Annotated in this window: 17 protein-coding genes and 1 tRNA gene; 5 read left to right on the forward strand and 13 right to left on the reverse strand. The window is 66.1% G+C overall.

Annotated elements, in window-relative coordinates; all coding sequences use genetic code 11:
* The first annotated feature begins 1 nt into the window (after position 1).
* The 3 genes from QRQ56_RS04790 to QRQ56_RS04800 all read left to right on the forward strand — a co-directional run bounded on the left by QRQ56_RS04790 (position 2) and on the right by QRQ56_RS04800 (position 2,535).
* Positions 2-862 (forward strand): methyltransferase domain-containing protein, encoded by an 861-nt coding sequence (locus QRQ56_RS04790; RefSeq protein WP_438737941.1) that lies wholly within the window; start codon positions 2-4, stop codon positions 860-862.
* 140 nt (positions 863-1,002) lie between these two features.
* Positions 1,003-1,533, forward strand: a complete 531-nt coding sequence (locus QRQ56_RS04795) for a hypothetical protein (protein ID WP_438737942.1) — start codon at positions 1,003-1,005, stop codon at positions 1,531-1,533.
* A gap of 21 nt (positions 1,534-1,554) precedes the next feature.
* Positions 1,555-2,535: a hypothetical protein gene (locus QRQ56_RS04800; protein ID WP_438737944.1), complete on the forward strand. Its 981-nt coding sequence runs from the start codon at positions 1,555-1,557 to the stop codon at positions 2,533-2,535.
* A 6-nt stretch (positions 2,536-2,541) separates the two neighbouring features.
* On the opposite strand, the gene QRQ56_RS04805 is transcribed toward QRQ56_RS04800, so the two are convergent.
* The 5 genes from QRQ56_RS04805 to QRQ56_RS04825 are packed head-to-tail and all read right to left on the reverse strand — an operon-like array spanning position 2,542 to position 9,402.
* Positions 2,542-3,522, reverse strand: coding sequence for a cation diffusion facilitator family transporter (locus QRQ56_RS04805; RefSeq protein WP_438737945.1), 981 nt, complete (start codon positions 3,520-3,522; stop codon positions 2,542-2,544).
* A 2-nt stretch (positions 3,523-3,524) separates the two neighbouring features.
* Positions 3,525-6,743, reverse strand: a complete 3,219-nt coding sequence (locus QRQ56_RS04810) for an efflux RND transporter permease subunit (RefSeq protein WP_438737948.1) — start codon at positions 6,741-6,743, stop codon at positions 3,525-3,527.
* On the reverse strand, positions 6,736-7,713 hold the full coding sequence (gene ihpB, locus QRQ56_RS04815; protein WP_438737950.1) for a divalent metal ion exporter adaptor subunit IhpB: 978 nt from the start codon (positions 7,711-7,713) through the stop codon (positions 6,736-6,738). The genes QRQ56_RS04810 and ihpB overlap by 8 nt, the downstream gene beginning before the upstream one ends.
* The gene (gene ihpA, locus QRQ56_RS04820; protein WP_438737951.1) at positions 7,710-8,984 is read right to left on the reverse strand and encodes a divalent metal ion exporter subunit IhpA; all 1,275 of its coding nucleotides are present in this window, start codon (positions 8,982-8,984) and stop codon (positions 7,710-7,712) included. Before ihpA ends, ihpB begins: the two co-directional genes overlap by 4 nt.
* A gap of 55 nt (positions 8,985-9,039) precedes the next feature.
* Positions 9,040-9,402: a hypothetical protein gene (locus QRQ56_RS04825; RefSeq protein WP_438737952.1), complete on the reverse strand. Its 363-nt coding sequence runs from the start codon at positions 9,400-9,402 to the stop codon at positions 9,040-9,042.
* Positions 9,403-9,893: 491 nt separating this feature from the next.
* Between QRQ56_RS04825 and QRQ56_RS04830 the strand changes: the two genes are divergently transcribed.
* Complete coding sequence (locus QRQ56_RS04830) at positions 9,894-10,784, forward strand: hypothetical protein (protein WP_438737954.1); 891 nt, start codon at positions 9,894-9,896, stop codon at positions 10,782-10,784.
* A gap of 47 nt (positions 10,785-10,831) precedes the next feature.
* Here the strand turns inward: QRQ56_RS04830 and pepT are convergent, their stop codons facing one another.
* The 8 genes from pepT to QRQ56_RS04870 all read right to left on the reverse strand — a co-directional run bounded on the left by pepT (position 10,832) and on the right by QRQ56_RS04870 (position 17,724).
* The gene (gene pepT / locus QRQ56_RS04835; protein ID WP_438737956.1) at positions 10,832-12,082 is read right to left on the reverse strand and encodes a peptidase T; all 1,251 of its coding nucleotides are present in this window, start codon (positions 12,080-12,082) and stop codon (positions 10,832-10,834) included.
* 102 nt (positions 12,083-12,184) lie between these two features.
* Positions 12,185-12,514: an HU family DNA-binding protein gene (locus tag QRQ56_RS04840; RefSeq protein WP_438737957.1), complete on the reverse strand. Its 330-nt coding sequence runs from the start codon at positions 12,512-12,514 to the stop codon at positions 12,185-12,187.
* Positions 12,515-12,710: 196 nt separating this feature from the next.
* Positions 12,711-12,787: transfer RNA gene (locus QRQ56_RS04845), tRNA-Asp, on the reverse strand.
* A gap of 138 nt (positions 12,788-12,925) precedes the next feature.
* Positions 12,926-13,522, reverse strand: a complete 597-nt coding sequence (locus tag QRQ56_RS04850) for a hypothetical protein (protein WP_438737959.1) — start codon at positions 13,520-13,522, stop codon at positions 12,926-12,928.
* Entirely contained in the window at positions 13,516-14,601 is a 1,086-nt protein-coding gene (locus QRQ56_RS04855; RefSeq protein ID WP_438737961.1) for a YadA-like family protein, read from the reverse strand. Before QRQ56_RS04855 ends, QRQ56_RS04850 begins: the two co-directional genes overlap by 7 nt.
* A gap of 238 nt (positions 14,602-14,839) precedes the next feature.
* The gene (locus tag QRQ56_RS04860; RefSeq protein ID WP_438737963.1) at positions 14,840-15,043 is read right to left on the reverse strand and encodes a hypothetical protein; all 204 of its coding nucleotides are present in this window, start codon (positions 15,041-15,043) and stop codon (positions 14,840-14,842) included.
* A gap of 141 nt (positions 15,044-15,184) precedes the next feature.
* On the reverse strand, positions 15,185-16,477 hold the full coding sequence (locus QRQ56_RS04865; protein ID WP_438737965.1) for a spinster family MFS transporter: 1,293 nt from the start codon (positions 16,475-16,477) through the stop codon (positions 15,185-15,187).
* Positions 16,478-16,533: 56 nt separating this feature from the next.
* Positions 16,534-17,724, reverse strand: coding sequence for a Rieske 2Fe-2S domain-containing protein (locus QRQ56_RS04870; protein WP_438737966.1), 1,191 nt, complete (start codon positions 17,722-17,724; stop codon positions 16,534-16,536).
* A 229-nt stretch (positions 17,725-17,953) separates the two neighbouring features.
* Between QRQ56_RS04870 and QRQ56_RS04875 the strand changes: the two genes are divergently transcribed.
* Positions 17,954-18,469, forward strand: coding sequence for a MarR family winged helix-turn-helix transcriptional regulator (locus QRQ56_RS04875; RefSeq protein ID WP_438740073.1), 516 nt, complete (start codon positions 17,954-17,956; stop codon positions 18,467-18,469).
* The last annotated feature ends 61 nt before the right edge of the window (positions 18,470-18,530 follow it).

Raw genomic sequence — 18,530 nt, forward strand, 5'->3', positions numbered from 1 at the left:
GATGCAACAGCCCAGCGGACACGCAGAGAACGCCGACCAGATCGCCTATTGGAACGGCCCCAGCGGGCAGCGCTGGGCCGATCGGCACGCGGCGCAGGAGAGCCTGCTCGGGCCCATCGCCGAGGTGCTGATCGACCGCGCCGGCGTGAAGCCGGGCGAGCGCGTTATCGATGTCGGTTGCGGCTCCGGTGCGACGACCTTCGCGTTCGCAAAGGCAGTGGCGCCGAACGGATTTGCGCTCGGCCTCGACGTCTCCGAGCCGATGCTGGCGCAGGCGCGCGCGTTCGCGCCGAAGGGGCTGCCGCTCGATTTCGTGCTGGCGGATGCCACCGTCCATCCATTCGAGCCCGCGAGCTTCGATCTGCTGGCGTCGCGCTTCGGCGTGATGTTCTTCGCCGATCCCGTTGCGTCCTTCACCAATCTCCGCCGTGCGCTGAAGCCGAGCGGGCGGCTCGCCTTCGCTTGCTGGCGTGAGCCGAAGGAAAATCCCTGGATGATGGCGCCGCTGATGGCGGTCTACAAGCACGTGCCCAAGATGCCGCCGGTCGGACCGGAGGAGCCGGGCCCGTTCGCCTTCGCCTCGGAAGAGCGCGTGATGCGCATCCTCAAAGGCGCGGGCTTCGCGGACGTCGCCATGGAGCCGCACAATCTTCCCATGGATATCGCGATCGGCGGCGGCCTCGACGCGGCGGTGGACGGCGCGCTCCAGATCGGCCCCGCCAGTCGCGCGCTGCAGGGCCACCCGCCGGAGACCCATGCCGCCGCAAGGGCCTCGATCCGCGAGATGCTCGCGCCGTTCCAGAAGGGGCAGAGCGTCGCGTTGCAGGGCGCGATCTGGATCGTGACCGCGAAGGCGACGTAGTCGCCCCGAACTCACGGTTGCGAGCATTGCAGATGAATCCAGCATTGAACCAGCGCACGGGTCTTTGGTCCGCCTTGCCAAGGTGGGCAGGCTCTATCGCGTGGTTCTGGATCTGGGTCGGCGCCATTGGGCTTGCCCTGATGGTTCACCTCGCTTTCCTGGTCAACTGGCCCGATCACTTCATTCACGAAGACAGCGCGGCCTATATCATCCAGGCCGAAGCCATCCTGAAAGGACACTATCTCGAGGATACGATGAAGCGGCCGTACGGCGTGGCCGCGTTCCTGGTGCTGCTGTCAAAACTGTTCGGCCCGCACATCCTGGTCTTCGTCATCGTGCAGCACCTGATCAGCATCGGCACCGCACTGTTCGTCGCGGGGATCGTGCGTTTCGCCGGCGCGCCGCGCGTCTTCGCGTTGCTGGCTTTCTGTCTTGCGGCGCTGCATGGCCGCATCGTCCACTACGACAATACGATCGGTGCGGAGACGATCTCCAACTTCCTGGTCAGTCTTGCGGCCTTCATCGCCGTCGGCGCCGTCTTCCGGAAATGGCCGGTGTGGCCGGCTGCGGCGGCCGTGGGCTTGACGCTCGGCGCCGTGATGACCTGCCGGTCGGCGACCCTTGGACAGGCCGCAATCATCCTGTTGTGGCTGGCGGTGGTTCTGGACTGAGGCCTCCTGCGCCGGATTGGCGTGCTTGCGCTGGCGGGCGTTCTCGCAACAGCTGTCTATCTGACGCCGGTGGCGATCAATGCCGTGATCGGCAAGCGCCCCGCCGGCAACGAGATTCTGGCCGTGATGGCCTTCGTGGTCGGCTATTCCGGCGATTTCGAGCACGGCGTTCATCTCGATCGCAAGGCGCAGGCGCGGCCGTTCGTCGAGCAGATGCGGGCTGCGGACACGCCTCAGGGGTGGCCCGACGTCGAGATCTATCAGTGGCCGTTCGGTGCGATGCACCGTCTGGCGAAGGCCGGCGACAGCGAAGGGGATCTCGAGCGGGTGACGCGCGACATCTTCGTGGAAACGTTGACGACGCCGTCGACGCTCTATCGACACCTCACCAGGCATTTTCTCCGTGAGATGTACTTCCTGCTGTTCGACGCCAACCCGGCGGCGCGGCGGACGCCCAATCCGCAGGGCTACGAGTACTTCATGGACCGCGACCGGTTTCCGTTCTTCGGCAGCCCGACGGGGCTCAAGCCCGGACAGTTGATCCGCGACGATTACAAACCCTGGTGGCCGCTGTCGCGGCTGCTGTCCGCGGATCGGCTTCAGCTCACCCTCAACCGGGTGTTTGCGCGCGGCTATGCGCCGAACTCGGAACTCGTCTCGCTGTGCTGCGGGCTGCTGGTTTCGACCGAATATGACGATATCCCGGGAATGATCCGGTGGTTGTCCTCGGCGACGCTCTGCCTTGCGCTCGTGCTTCTGATCGGCGTCCCCGCAAGCCGTGCAGGGCTTGTCCGGCGGCCCTCCGGCGGCCTCGTCACCGGCGGCGCCTTGATGATCATGCTCGCGCTGATCAGCGCCGCGTTTCCGACCTTCCTGGTCTATGGGCTCAATCGCTACGCCTATTACGCCATTCCTTTCCTCGCCGGCGCGAGCGCGATGCTGGGCGGCGTGCTGTTCGACTGGCTCCGGGCCAAGATCGGCCGGGTCGGCGGCGAGGCCTAGGCGCGGCTACACCACGTCGTCCGGCGCCAGCGCGCAGCCATTGTCCGGATGCGTCTCGATCTGCAGCGTGGAGTGGCCGATGCGGAAGGAGGCCTTGAGCATCTGCGCGGTCTCCATCAGGAACGCATCGTCGCTACCTACGGGCATCACGAGATGACAGGTCAGCGCGGTCTCGGTGGTCGAGATCGGCCAGACATGGAGATCGTGGATGCCTGAGACGCCGGGCCGCTTCAGCAGGAAGAGCTTGATCGCACCGATGTCGGTGCCTTTCGGGGCCGCCGCCATCGACATGTCGATCGAGCCGCGCAGGAGGCTGGTCGTGCTCCAGAGGATGGTGGCGCAGATCGCGAGGCTGGTGACGGGGTCGAGCCAGAGCCAGCCGGTCCAGATGATCAGGGCCGCGGAGACCACGACGCCGAGCGAGACCGCGGCGTCGGCGGCCATGTGCAGATAGGCACCCTCGATGTTGATGTCGTCCTTGCGCCCGCTCGCGAACAGCATGGCGGTAAAGCCGTTGATGAGGATGCCGATGCCGGCCACCACCATCACGGTGAGGCCCGCGACCGGCTCCGGCTCGCGCAGGCGCAGGATCGCCTCCCAGCCGATGGCACCGGTGGCGACCAGCAGGAACACCGCATTGGCCAGAGCGGCCAGGATGGTGGACGCGCGAAAACCGTAGGTGAAGCGGCCGCTCGGCGCGCGCCGCGCCGCGATCGAGGCGCCCCAGGCCACGACCAGGCCGAGCACGTCGGACAAATTATGGCCGGCGTCCGCGAGCAGGGCGGTGGAGTTGCCGAGATAGCCGTAAATTGCCTCGGCCACGACGAGCGCGGTGTTGAGCGCAATGCCGATCGCGAACGCCTTGCCGAAATTGGCGGGGGCGTGGACATGTGCATGGCCGTGGTCATGACCATGATCGTGGCCATGATCATGCGAATGGTCGGCATGATCATGGTGATGATGACCGTGATGGTCGTGGCTGCCCAATTCTAGCGCTCCCCGGAAGCCGCCAAATCAGCCGCCATTGTAGGCGTTTCGCTTCGCGCGTCACGCCGGAACAGCACGTAGAGCGCCGGCAGGACCAGCAAGGTCAGTACCGTCGAGGAGATGATGCCGCCGATCACCACGGTCGCGAGCGGCCGCTGCACCTCGGCGCCGGCGCCGGTGGCGAGTGCCATCGGCACGAAGCCGAGCGAGGCGACCAGCGCAGTCATCAGCACCGGACGCAGCCGCGTCAGGGCGCCTTCGCGCACGGCCTCCACGAGCGGTCGCCCCTCGCTGCGCAGCCGTTCGATGAAGGCGATGATGACGAGGCCGTTGAGCACGGCGACGCCCGACAGCGCGATGAAGCCGACGCCCGCGCTGATGGAGAGCGGAATGCCGCGCAGCAGCAGCGCCGCGACGCCGCCGGTCAGCGCCAGCGGCACGCCGGAGAACACCAGCGCCGCATCGGCCGCCGATCCCATGCCCATGAACAGCAGCAGGAACACCAGCAGCAGCGCCACGGGGACCACGATGGTCAGCCGCTTGGTGGCGGACACCAGTTGCTCGAACTGGCCGCCCCAGCCGATGAAGTAGCCGGGCGGCAGCTTCACCTTCTCGGCCACCGCCGCCTCGGCCTCGGTGACGAAGGAGCCGAGATCGCGCGCGCGGACATTGGCGGTGACGACGATACGCCGCTTGCCGTTCTCGCGGCTGATTTGGTTCGGGCCGGGCGTCGCATCGACGGTCGCGACCGAGGACAGCGGAACATAGCGCATCTGGGCGAGGGGGGAGGCCGGTAGGGCCGTTCGGATCGGCGCGCCGGAGGCGGTTTCCTCGCCAGGCGGCAGCGGGATCGGGATGGCCCGGATCGCCTCGAGATTGCCGCGCAGATGCTCCGGCAGACGTACGACGATGTCGAAACGGCGGTCGCCCTCGAACAGCTTGCCGGCCGACTTGCCGCCGACCGCGATCTCGACGATGCCCTGCACCTCGGCGACGCTGAGGCCGTAGCGGGCGAGGGCCTGGCGATCGAGGCGGACTGTCAGGATGGGCAGGCCAGAGACCTGCTCGATCTTGACGTCGCTCGCGCCGCGGATGCCGCGGATCGCGGCCTCGACCTGCTTCGCGGCGCCTTGCAGGATGTCGAGGTCGTCGCCGAAGATCTTGACGCCGACGTCGCTGCGCACGCCCGAAATCAGCTCGTTGACGCGGAACTGGATCGGTTGGGAGAGTTCGTAGGCGCTGCCGGGAATGTCGTCGGCGGCACGGTCGATGGCCTCGATCACCTCCGATTTCGGCTTGTCCGGGTCGGGCCATTCGATGCGCGGCTTGAGCATGATGTAGCCGTCGGTTTGCGCCGGCGACATCGGGTCGGTTGCGATCTCCGCGGTGCCGATACGGGTGAAGAACTCCTTCACTTCAGGAATCTGCATGACGCGCTTTTCCAGCGCCTTCTGCAGGTCCAGCGACTGGGTGAGGCTGGTGCCGGGAATCCGGATCGAGGCCAGCGCGACGTCGCCTTCGTCCAGGCTCGGAATGAACTCGCCGCCCATCCGCGAGGCCGCGACGCCGCTCGCGATGACGATCAACACAGCCAGGATGGCGACCGTGCCGCGGTTGTCGATGGCAAGGCGGAGCAGGGGAAGATAGGCGCGCTTCGCTCCCCGCATGAACAGGTTTTCGTGCTCGGATACCTTGCCGGAGACGAAAATGGCAACGGCGGCCGGCACGAAAGTGACGGAGAACAGGGCGGCAGCACCGAGCGCCATCAGCACCGTCAGCGCCATCGGCGTGAACATCTTGCCCTCGACCCCGGTCAGCGTCAGCACGGGCAGATAGACCACCGCGATGATCAACGTTCCGAACAGGCTCGGCTTGATGACCTCGCTCGACCCGTCCAGGATGGTGCGCAATCGTTCGGACGTGGTGAGGAGCCTGCCTTTCTCGCGCTGGGCCTCGGCCAGCATGCGCAGGCAGTTCTCGACGATGATCACCGCGCCGTCCACGATGATGCCGAAGTCGATGGCGCCCAGGCTCATCAAATTGGCGCTGACCTTGGTCTCGACCATGCCGGTGATGGTCATGGCCATCGACAGCGGAATGACGCAGGCCGTCACGAGCGCGGCGCGGATGTTGCCGAGGATCAGGAACAGCACGGCGACCACGAGCGCCGCGCCTTCCAGCAGGTTGTTCCGGACGGTGCGCACGGTGGCTTCGACCAGATAGGTGCGGTCGTAGACGGTGCGCGTCACGACGCCGTCGGGCAGGGACTTGGCGATCTCCTCGAGACGGGCAGCGACGCGGCGCGCCACGGTGCGGCTGTTCTCGCCGATCAGCAGCATAGCGGTGCCGAGCACGCTTTCCTCGCCGTTGCGGGTCGCGGCCCCGGTGCGAAGATCGCGTCCCTCGGTGACGGTCGCGACATCCCTGATCCTGACGGGATTGCTGCCGCGCGAGCCGATCACGATGTCCTGGATCTCGCCGATATTGCCGACCTGGCCCGGCGAGCGAACCAGATATTGCTCGCCGTTGCGCTCGATATAGCCGGCGCCGACATTGGCATTGTTGGCGGCGAGCGCCGTCATGACGTCGCGGAAGCCGAGCTTGTAGGCCATCAGCTTGCCGGGATCCGGCAGCACGTGGAATTGCCGCTCGAAGCCGCCAATGGTGTTGACCTCGATCACCCCCGGCACGTTGCGAAGCTGCGGCCGGATGATCCAGTCCTGCACGGTGCGCAAATCGGTCAGCGAATAGTCGTGGCCGCCTTGTGCCTTCGCGCCCGCTTTGGCCTCGACGGTATACATGAAGATCTCGCCGAGCCCGGTCGAGAGCGGTCCCATCGCGACGTCGACGCCGGCTGGAAGCTGGTCCTTCACCTGCTGGATGCGCTCCCCGACAAGCTGGCGGGCGAAAAAGATGTCGGTGCCGTCCTTGAAGACGACCGTCACCTGGCTGAGGCCGTAGCGCGACAGCGAGCGGGTGTAGTCGAGCTTGGGCAGGCCGCCCATCGCTGTTTCGACCGGGAAGGTGATGCGCTGCTCGGTTTCCAGCGGCGAATAGCCGGGCGCGCGGGCGTTGATCTGGACCTGGACGTTGGTGATGTCAGGCACGGCGTCGATCGGCAGTTGCTGGAAATTCCAGGCCCCGAACGCGATCGCACCGAGCGCGATCAGCAGCACCAGCCAGCGTTGCTGCAGCGAGACGGCGATGAGGCGCTCAATCATGCTCGGCCTCGCCCTTGCCCATCTCGGCCTTCACGACGAAGCTGTTCTCCGCGACGTAGTGCTCGCCGGCGGACAGGCCCGCCTTGATCTCGACGTGGCGCGGGTCGGAATCGCCGAGCTCCACGGGCCGCGCCTCGATCTTGTCGCCGTCCTCGCGGACGAACACGATCGTCCTGTTCTCCAGAGTCTGGATCGCGCTCCGGCGCACGGCGACCGCGACGTTGCGCGCGGCGAGGATCAGCCGCGCGGTGACGAACAGGCCGGGCCGCAGCCTCCCGTCGGGATTTTGCAGCACCACGCGGGCCAGCGCCGTTTGCGTTTCGCTCGAGCCGATCGGCGCCATATAGGAGATGGTGCCCTTGATCTCGCCGCGGCCGTCGTCGGGATCGATCAGCACCTCGTCGTTGAGGTGCACGCGCCTGAGGTCCTGCCGATAGATCGACAGATCGACCCAGATGGTGGAGAGATCGGCGACCACGAAAGCCGGCTTCTGCTCGGAGGCATATTCGCCGAGCGAGATCTGCCGCTCGATGATGGTGCCGGCGATGGGCGCCTTCAGCTCGTAGACGGTGAGGCTCTGGTTGCTCTCGATCGCGGCGAGCAAATCGTCCTTGCCGACCTTGTCGCCGATACGCTTCTGGATCGATTTGGCGAGGCCCGGAAAGCGCGGCGTCACTTGCACCACGGCTTCCTGGTTGGCGCGCAGGATGCCGTTGAAAGAGAGCGTATCGGTCAGCGTCGCGCCCGCAGCCTCCGCGAGCACGACGCCGGCGGCGGCCAGCTTGACGTCGGAGATGCGGATGCGGTCGGCGCCGTGCTCGTCCTGCTCGACATGGTCGTTCGGTTTCTTCGGCTCGGAATGCTCGGCGTGCCCGGCAGGCTCGACCTTGGCCGGAGCGAGCAGGGAGTAACCGTAAGCGCCGAGCGCGGCGGCGATGACGGCGACGAGGATGGTCGAGGACGTCTTCATCGCGCGCTCTCCCGTGCCAGCGTGAAGGGATTGCCGACGAGGCCCTCGATGGTCGCAACGCCGGCATGGAAGTTCTGCAGCGCCTCCTGCTCGCGCAGCCGGGCCTGGGTGACGCTGGCCTGGGCGTCGAGCACCTCGAGCAGGGTAAAGCGGCCCTGGCCGTAGCCTTGCGAGATCGCTTCGGACGCTTCGACCGCCTTGGGAATGGCGGTCTCGCGCAGCACCGCGAGCTCGCGCAGCGAGCCTTGCAGCGAGTCGTAGGCGCGGCCGGCAATCACGATCAGCGTGTTGCGGTTGGCCTCGCGCTCGGCCTTGGTCTTGGCGAGGCTTTCCTGCGCCGAGAGGATATTGCCCTGGTTCTGGTCGAACACGGGGATCGGCACCGACAAGGACAGGCGCACCGCATCGTCATTGGTCTCGTTGAAATGGCGCCAGCCGGCGGCGATGCGCACGTCCGGATAGGGCTTGAGCCGCGCGAGCAGCAGCTCGGCGTTGCGCTGGGCATAGACCGCGGTCCAGCGCACCAGCTGCGGATTGGCGTCGATGGCGGCAACCACCGATTGGAACGTCGGCGGCCGCCCCATGGTGTCGAGCCGGCCGGAGACCTCGCCGTATTTGGCGTTGGGATCTCCCATCAGCACCGCAAGCTCGCGCCGGGCGCTCGCCAGCGTCGCCTTGAAGCGCTCGCGGTCGGCCTTCACCAGGGCGGAGGCGACTTCGGCGCGACCGGTCTCGGCCGGCGAGGAGGCGCCGGCCTCGACGCGGCGGCGGAGCAGCGGCGTCAGGCGGTCGATGGCGGCGATCTGCTCGTCGAGGATACTGATCCGCCGCTGCGCACCGAGCACGCCGAGGAAGGCGATCGCGGTCTCGGACAGCACCTCGAGCCTGACGGCCTTGCGCTGGATCGCGGCGACCTCGATACCGGCAGCGCCGGCTGCGATCCGCGCGTCGCGCTTGCCGAACAGCTCGAAGGCCTGGCTGATCTGGAGCGTGGTCTCGGCCGATCGGGTCCCGCGATATTTGCCGGAGCCGAAGGAGTCGTCCTGCTCGTAGGACAGCTCCGGATTGAGCAGGGCGCCGGCCTGGATGCGCTGGCCCGTGGCGATACCGACGTCGCGCTCCGCCGCCGTCAGGCGCGGGCTCGCGGCCAGCGCGCGCGACAACGCGCTACGCATCGTCAAAGTCTGGGCGTGCGAGGGCGCAAGCGCCGATCCTGCAATCAGACACGCCACCGCGCACGCCAGGCGCGCGGCCATTCTCCTGCGAAACATAAAACCGACCCGTGAAGGATGAACCTAATGGGCGCGAAACGCCCGACCAATCCGTTCAGGCAATATGTTTGGGAGGGGGAGAGTCGGTGTCGGGGATGATGCCGGCGAGCTGGGGCGCATGTTGCGGGCTCGTTGCCGAGACAGGCGCGGGCGATGCGGTCGACGGCGCCGGCTGCGTCACCGCCAGCGAGAAGCAGCCATGGCAATGATGTCCGCCGATGGCCTTGTGGTCGCCATGGCCCGTCGGGCCATCGAGGACCGCGGCGATCTCCGAACCGCCACCGGGCGTGGTGACGTCGATGTCGTGCGCGCCGTGAAGCGCGCCCGCGAGCAGATAGACAACCGCGATCAGCACGGAAAGCAGCCCGCGCCAGTTGCGCGGACGGCAGGTTCCTAGGGGCTGAAGGTTCGCGAGCACGACGTTACTCTGGTTGCGGTCTGCGCCCGGCCTAGCACGGGGCCGGGAATAGTGTCGACCCGCAACATTGTTACGTCCTAGGAACAATTGCCGCAGCAGCACACGCGCTGCGAGAGCTTCTCATTGGCGGACGATGATCGGGCGTGAGGAGGCCAATGTTTCGACGGCCGCCGCGCGAGCCGGCTGGGGAACCTCCCGGCTTCCGCTGTCGCTCCGGACAGGTCCGGTGATTGCAGGACGGGCCCCAGCCGGCGCTGACCGGCTGAGGCCCTGTGCTCAAAATCTTCATTCCTCGAGACTCCCGCAGACCATCCGCGTCTCGCCCGGTTGTTCCCGCCGCTCCGTCCAGTTTGGAACGTTCCGCAGACGTCGCGATTAGCGACCATAAGAAACTGGAGGACGGACAATGGACGGACTGATTTATCTGATCGGCTTGATCGTCGTCATCATGGCGATCCTGTCGTTCTTCGGCCTGCGTTGAGAGCGCCGCGATGACGATCGAAACGATCATGCGGGAAGAAATCATCGAGGGCGGCCTCGAGGGCGAAGCTCCCCGAAGCATTCAGTGGAGCTCGGTATTCGCAGGCGCTCTCGCCGCCGGCGCGATGTCGTTCATCCTCGTCGGCTTTGGCGTCGCCGTCGGTCTCGGTGTCAGCTCGGCCTCGCCGACATGGCGCGATGCCTCGGCGGCACTGGCGCTGCTCTCCGGGTTTTACCTGATCATTCAGGCGATCATCAGCTTCGGCTTCGGCGGCTACATCGCGGGCCGCACCACGCGCCCGGCGCCGACGCTGGCGACGATCGAAGACGATGGCGAGCGGCGGGACGGCCTGCACGGGCTGACGGCCTGGGCCCTGGCCGTGCTGGCCGGCGCGGCACTGCTGGCACTGCTTGGCGCCGCCGCGATCGAGCGTTCGCCACTGCGCAGCTCGGCCGGCAGCAGTTCCGCAGCCGAGCCGATGCTCAGCTATGAGCTGGACAAGCTGTTCCGCGCCCCGCGCCGGGCGCCCAACATCGACCTGAGAGAAGCGCGGGCTGAAGCCGGACGCATTTTGATGACGTCGTCCAGCCACAGCGGTGTCAGCAGCGATGACCGGGCCTATCTCGTGCAGCAGGTCGCCGGCCTCACGGGGCTGCAGGCCCCCGACGCCGAACGGCGCGTCGATGCATTGATTGCGGACGCAAAGACGGCCATCAGCCGCGCGCGGCGCAACTCGATCATCGTGGCGTTCTCGATCGCGGCCGCGACCCTGATCGGGGCCGCGGTGGCCTGGGCTGCGGCGGTGGCCGGCGGACGCCATCGTGACGGCGAACCCTTGCCGAACTGGATGGCGAGCTCAAACCGCTTCCATCGCAGTCCGCGCGCGATGCCCGTGCCGTAGTCATCGCATGATCGGCCGGGCGCAAGCCCGGCCGCCTGATGTTCGCTTCAGGCCTTCTCTTCCCAGATCATCGCCAGATGCACGATGGTCTGGACGGCCTTTTCCATGTCCTGCCGGCTCACCCATTCGAGCCGCGAGTGGAAGGCGTGCTCGCCGGCGAAGATGTTGGGGCAGGGCAGGCCCATGAAGGACAGGCGCGAGCCGTCGGTGCCGCCGCGGATCGCGGTACGCATCGGGCGCAGGCCGGCGCGGCGGATCGCCTCGATGGCGTATTCCAGCACGTGCGGGTGACGGTCGATCACCTGCTTCATGTTGCGGTACTGCTCGCGCACTTCGAATTTGTAGGTCGAGCGCGGATAGTCCTTCATGACGTCCTTGACGATGCCCTCGAGCAGGACCTCCTTCTCCTTCAGCCCTTCCTCGGTGAAGTCGCGCACGATGAAGGAGAGCGTCGCCTGCTCCAGCGCGCCCTCGATGCCGATCGGATGCAAAAAGCCCTGCTTGCCCGAGGTCGTCTCCGGCGAGCAGCCTTCCTTCGGAAGCCTCTCGACGATGGCCGCCGCGATCTTGATCGCGTGCTCCATCTTGCCCTTGGCGTAGCCTGGATGGGCGCTGACGCCTGTGATGGTGATGGTGGCGCCGTCGGCGGAGAAGGTCTCGTCCTCGACGCAGCCGGCGCTCTCGCCGTCCATCGTGTAGCCGAAATCGGCGCCCAGCTTCTTGATGTCGACATTGTCGACGCCGCGGCCGATCTCCTCGTCCGGCGTGAACAGGATCTTGATGGTGCCGTGCTTCACATCGGGATTGCTGATGAAGAAATGCGCGGCATCCATGATCTCGGCGACGCCGGCCTTGTTGTCGGCCCCGAGCAGCGTCGTGCCGTCGGTGGTGATGATGTCGTTGCCGATCTGGTTCTTCAGCGCCGGATGCTCATTGAAGCGGATCACCTGGCTGGTGTCGCCGGGCAGCGTGATGTCGCCGCCGCGATAGTTCTGCCAGGTCTGCGGCTTGACGTCCTTGCCGGTCACGTCGGGCGAGGTGTCCATGTGCGAGCAGAAGCAGATCACCGGCACCTTCTTGTCGGTGTTGCCCGGGATGGTGCCGTAGACATAGCCGTATTCGTCGAGATGCGCGTCCGCGACGCCCATGGCCTTCAGCTCGGCGGCGAGCACGCGGCCGAGATCCTTCTGCTTCTCGGTCGAGGGCGAGCGAGGCGAATCCGGATCGGACTGGGTGTCGATGGTGACGTAGCGCAGGAAGCGCTCGGTTACGGTGTGCGAAAAGGTGAGGGAGGACATTTCTGGTCAAACCGCCGGGTCAGGGGAAGACAGGCGGTATACCAGAAAGCGGGCCGCGTTGCGGCCGGATCGAGGGGGGATCAGCCTTAACGAAACCTTGGCTCAGATCGCCTCTTTCAGTTCCTTCACGGGGCGGAAGGTGACCTTCTTGCTGGCCTTGATGTGGATCGGCTCGCCGGTGGCGGGGTTGCGGCCGGTACGGGCGGCGCGCTTGCGTACCTGGAGGATGCCGAGGCCCACGATGCGGACGCGATCGCCCTTCTTCAGGTGCTTGGCGATCAGGTCGACCATGTCCGTCAGGACGGCTTCTGCGTGCTTTTTCGAGAGGTCCTGGCTCTCGGCGATATCGGCGGCGAGGTGCTTGAGCGTGACGGTGGCGGGAGCGGCTGCCTTCTTCGCCGGGTCCTTCTTGGCCGAATCCTTTTTAGCCATGACTGGCCTCCTCAATTTTCCAATGACGGGGAATCCCTGGAAAAGCCGAGAATGCGTGGGGACCCCGCTAAGTCCTTTCAGGCGTAGACGATTCGGGCGCGGGCGGACACCGCCGCGAGTCCAGCCGGCCGATCGCGACCGAAGCTGCGACAGGTATCCAGGAGTTCAGGCTAAGACTATGAAGGGATTGCCAAAATGGCGCGAGAGACGGGGCTCGAACCCGCGACCTCCGGCGTGACAGGCCGGCGCTCTAACCAACTGAGCTACTCCCGCGTGGTTCGCTCAAAGCGCGCGGAACGAGGGGGGACTTAAAGGCGGGGCTGAGTGAAGTCAAGGACGTTGCGCTCGCCATGATTAAACAAGCGCTCCCATGGGGATATCCTTGATTTTCGTGCCCTCAATCTGGCGCCTCTACTTTGCCGCGGGAGGCGGCGATGCGGCTGGCTTCGGCTCTGGCGGCTTTTTCGGCGCAGGCTGATTCTTCGTGGCGCTGGGCGGAGGAGCAGGCGCGACCGGCGCGGCGTTCGCGACGTTCACCGAAATCCCGTACAGCCGCCATTGGCCGTCCACCGGTGCGAACAGGAGCTCGAAATTCACCTGCGAAGGCACGGACGGAAAGAAGCCGGCCATCCGCATCATGCCGTTCGGCGCGATCTCGGGAAGCACGCTGAGCTGGGGATCGATCACGGCGACGCCCGACAGGTCGAGCTTGTCATTTCGCTGCGTGGCGAAGATCTCTCCCAGCCGCGCCGCCGTGTTCACGGCCGAAAAGCCGGGCGCGGCGAGGTCGCGCAGCACGGTGTAGTTGCCGGTCTTGTTGGCCTGGTCGAGCGCGAGTAGCGACGAGCGGATCAGCATCAGCACGCCGTTGCGGTCGATATTGGCGGGCTTTGCGTTCGGAGTTGGCTGCGGCTGTCCCTGTGCCAAAGCGAGACCGCAGCTCACGAACAGCACGAAGAGCGCGGCGCCGATGCGCCGCGCGATACCTGCGAGAACCACACTTACCATTGCAGCGAAACGGCTCCGCGGCCACCGGCGACGCTGCGCTCGAGGCCTACGCCGCCGCCGACATTGCCGACGATCGCGTAGTTCTTGCTGTCGTAGAGCAGCGCGGTCGCGCCGATCGCAAACGCGTTGGCACCCTGGAAATTGCCGTAGCCGGCGGACAGAGCGAATTTGCGGCCGGGCAGCAGGGCGGGCATGGAGCCGGCGGCGAGCGCGACGGCGGTGCCGGTGCGGGCCTCGATGCGGTTGTCCAGGATCTGCGACGACAGCGAGTTGATCTGGTTCTGGAAATTGGCGGGGCTGAAGCTCGTCGCGGCGAGATTGCCGGCGGCATCGGTGGTCACGAACGAGGTCGTGCCGGTCTGCGCGGCGGTGCTCGCCGCCGAGGTCAGGCCGGCCATCTTGTAGGTGTTCGTGGCCGTTCCAACCGCAACCTGGTTGACGGCCGTGGCCGTTGCTCCGTTGCCGATCGCCGCCGAGTTTGCGAACGCCGCTTGCGCGCCGGCGCCGACCGCCGTGCTGTTGGCGCCGCTTGCATTGCTGCTGCCGCCGATCGCCACGCTCAGGGCTCCGGACGACTTCGCCGCGATTGCGCCGACGCCGTCGCCGCCGCCGATCGCGACGCTGTAGGCGCCGGTCGACTGGACATTGTTGCCGGTGTTGGGATCGGCGCCGGCGCCGATGGCGGTGCTGTAAACGCCGGCGGGAGCGCCGATCGCGTTGGCATTGGCGCCGATGCTGGTCACGCCCGCGGCCGGACTGGCTGCGCCGGAGAAGCTGCCCACTGAGGTGGTGTTCGCACCGAGAGCGAAAGCGCCAAAGCCGTAGGCCGATGCACCGCCCGACGTACCGACCGCCGCACCCTGGGCCACGGAGGAGATGCCGCAGGCCACGTCATGCTGGTTGGCCGAAGAGGAGCCCGAGCCGGAGACCGGGATCGAGCCGGTCGCGCTGCCGGCGCAGACGAACTGCGCCATGGCCGGGCCGGGCGGGAGTGACGTCCAGAGTCCCCCCATCAGGGCCGCGACCCCGGCGATCTTCCCCAAATGAACCCGCTTCAGAAAAAATTGTGCGCCGCTCATGGTTCTCCCCAGAGTTGGCCTGAAATCAATTGATCGTCATCATCCACAGTTCGACATATTTGGAAATGGTTGGGAATTCCGGGGAAGTAATCAGTTATTAATAGTGACCCGGGCGCTACACCACTTTTTCCCGATGGCGCACGAAACGCGGTTTGGCGCGCCAGACGTGAAACCCGGCATGAAAAAAGCCGCCCGTAGGCGGCCATTTCGTCGGAGTTTGGTGCCAAGGTTTCCCGGTCTAGCGAATCTCCGAGGTGCCCGCGCTGGTCACGACCACCGGCTTGCCGGCCTTTATGACGTGATTCGACTGGGCGGTCTGGCTGTAATCGGCATTGGTGCGGGCTGCGATCCCGAAACCGGCCACCATGATGCCGGCCACCAGCGCCACCACCACGATCTTCAAATGGGTCGCACGATCAGCAGAATGAATGGAGTGGTTCATATGAGCCTCCCGACGGGCTTTGCCGCCGTCTATGGGCTCATTTTTTAAGGACCATCTGTTTCCGGATGGTTTCGCGGGTTCCTCAAAATGGTTTCATGAATACGCTTCGTGGGTTTCGCCGGGCTGGCGGCCCGGGTGGCGTCAGGCCGCCCGGTCGATATCGGCCCGGATCGAGCGCGCCGCCCAGATGAAGAGCAGGGCGCCGAGGGTGGTCGTGACCGCCGCCGAGAGCAGGGAATAGCGCACGGCCTCGGCGCCGTAAGTGCCCTTCAGCGCGTCATTGACCATGCCGACCGCGAGCGGGCCGACGCCCTGGCCGAAGCAGGTGGCGGTGAGCGCGATCAGCGCGGAGGCGAGCGCCCGCATGCTGGGCTTGGCCACCGTCTGCGCGATCGCGAAGATCGGGCCGAGATGGAAGCCGACCAGGAACGAGGTCAGCGCCAGCATGGCAACCATCATCCTGAAGTCCTGCGTCAGCATGCACAATGCGAACACCGGGCCGGCGAGGCCTGAGGTGATCGCGGGCGCCCACAGCTTCCAGCGGTCGTCGCGGCGGCTCACCTGCGCCACCACGAAGCCGCCGAGCAGGGTGCCGGCCATGCCGGCGAGGCCCTTGAAGGTGCCGGCATAGGTGCCGATCTCGACGCTGGAGAGATGATGCACGCGGGCGAGGAACGGCGGGATCCAGGCCGCGGTCGCGTAGTTCGTGTAGGTAGTGAGGCAGAAGCCGATCAGGACGATGAGGAAGCTCTTCTGCGAGCCGAGGAAGCGCAGCGTCGGCCCGAGCGGCTCGGGCACGAAACTCTCCTGCATCGCGCCGCGCTTCGGCTCGGAGATCGTCAGCCACAGCACGAGTGCGAGCAGGATGCCGGGCAGGCCGGCGACATAGAAGGCCATGCGCCAGCCATAGTGCTGGTTGATATAGCCGCCGACGAAATAGCCGAGGAAGACGCCGAGATAGGTGCCGATGGCATAGATGCCGAGCGCGCGCGGACGCTCGTTCTTGGCGAAGAGATCGGCGACGATCGACTGCGAGGCCGGGGAGCCCGCGGATTCGCCGATGCCGACGCCGATTCTGGCAAGTGCCAAAGAGGTCAGGCTGGTGGCGGCGCCGCACAGCGCCGTCATCGCGCTCCAGAACGCGAAGGCCAATGCGACGATGTTGCGCCGGTTGAGGCGGTCGGCGACGCGCGCGATGGGAATGCCGAGGAGGGAGTAGAACAGCGCGAAGCCGAAGCCTGCGAGCAGGCCCATCATGGTGTCGCTGAGCGCGAACTCCTTCTTGATCGGCTCGATCAGGACGTTGAAGATCGTGCGGTCGAGGAAGTTTAGCGCGTAGATGATGGTGAGCAGGCCCAGCACGTAATAGCGCCGCGGCGACGGCTTGGCCGCGGCAGCCGTCTGCACCGACATCTGTGACGTCATATCGACCATCGCTTCCCCCAATTTGTCTTTGTTATCGTTGTCGGTCCAGCCTGATCGGCTGCAACTCAGCCTTCGCGGATGTAATTCCCCGCTTCGAATTCGACCGGCGGCGCGCTCGCGTCGAACGAGACGCCGATCGGATCGCGGCCCGCGGCGAGTGCGTCGAGCTGGTCGCTGAGCATGCGCCGGATCAGGAGGATGCCGCGGTCGCTCTGGCCGAAATGCTCCTCGGAATGAACGGTCACTTCGCCCTGGCCGACCTGGGCCTCGTAATCGCCGGGGAATTGCTGGTGCTCTGCCTCCGTCATGTCCCACCAGAACTTGCCGTTGAATTTCGAGCGCATGCGGCTGATGTCGCCGGAGTTCTTGACGCGGCCGGCGACAAAGATGCGGAACGAGCCGTCGTCGATCGGAAGCACCCAGCCGATCGACTCGACACGGGCGAACTGCGCGACGCGCGGGTTCGGCACCACGCGCAATGTCGGCAGCGCGGCCTCGCTGACGCGATAGAACACCTTGCCGTCGTCCTGCTTGCGCTCCGAGCGGACGAGCACGCCGCGCGGCGATTTCTCGAACTTCACCTCGGGGATCGAGGCCATCATGTCGGTGAATTGCGGCCCCGAGAACGAGCCGTGCAGCACCGGCACGTGATAGGGATCGACCACGTTCTCGAAATGCTGCAGCCAGTTGCAGGGGATGATGGCGGGGCCGCCGCCGCCGATCGAGGAATCGTCGGCCTCGACGAACTCGCCGTCGTCCATGTTGTCCAGGCACTCGTAAGCCGGCAACACCGGGCGTTTCTCGGCCGGGCCCATATAGGCGAAGATCAGGCCGTAGCGCTCCTCGACCGGATACCAGGGCTGGCGCACCTTGTCCTTGAACGGAGCGCCGTCGGGCTCGCAGGGCTGCTCCAGGCAATGGCCTTCGGTGTCGAATTTCCAGCCGTGATAGCAGCAGCGGATGCCGTCCTCCTCGACCTTGCCGTAGTAGAGCGTCGTGCCGCGGTGGCAGCAGCGGGCGTGCAACAGGCCGGTGCGGCCGTTTCGGTCGCGGAACAGCACCAGATCCTCGCCCAGGGCGCGCACCTTTTTCGGCGTGTCGGTGGCGTCGCCGACGAGCCCGACCGGATGCCAGTAGCGGCGCAGCAGCTCGCCCATCGGCGTGCCGCGCACGACGGAGGTCAGCTCGGTGCGCGTGTGCGCCGGCTTCATCGCATAGGCCGTGCCGAGATCGCGATCCCGCTGGGTGATGATCATGCTGGTCCTCCCGCTGTCGGCCCCTTCGCCGGGCCTCGTTCTTGCGTCTTGGTTGTAGTGAAAAATAATTCGATGACATTGTCAACGATCTTCCAAATGCCTCTAAGACGCATTTGATGGGACGGCCGGCGCGGGTGGGTTCTGCAGGCTCGGCAGGCTTGGACTTGGCAGGCCTGGAGTTGGCGGGCTTGGACTTGGCAGGCCCGGGCTTTCTTGGCAGAGGTGGATGATGAGCCAGATCGAGAGCAGGGGCGGGGCGAAATCCCCCGCCGCAGACGAGAGCGACCCGTCGGCCCCGATCACCGTGATGCTGTCGTCGCGACTGATGGTGCTCGCCAATCTGCTCAAGCGCGGTGCGATCCTGCGCTACAAGCGCCTCACCGGATTGTCTTCGGTCGAGTTCGGTCTCGTCGCCTCGCTCGGTCGCCGGCCGCCGATGAGCGTGGCGCGGCTCGCCGAGGCGGTCGGTCAGGACAAGGGGCAGATCAGCCGCGCGCTGGCCAATCTCTTGACGCGCAAGCTGATCGCGAAATCGGCTAACCCGAAAGACAGTCGCGAGGTGCTGATCTCGCTGACCACGGCGGGCCTCGCCGCGCATGATGCGATCGTCGACGGTGCGCAGGAGCGCAACCGGCGTCTGCTGGAAGATCTGAGCGAAGCCGAATTTCACACGCTGCTGGGACAAGTCGATCGTCTCACGGCGATCGCAGCCGAGATGCTCGAGAGCGAGAAGAACGCGCGCTGACTTCGCAGATAATCTCTCGACATGTTGGATCGTTTCTAAGACTCCTTCTAAGACCTTTTCA

Source organism: Bradyrhizobium sp. U531 (genome assembly GCF_051710265.1).
GTDB lineage: Bacteria > Pseudomonadota > Alphaproteobacteria > Rhizobiales > Xanthobacteraceae > Bradyrhizobium.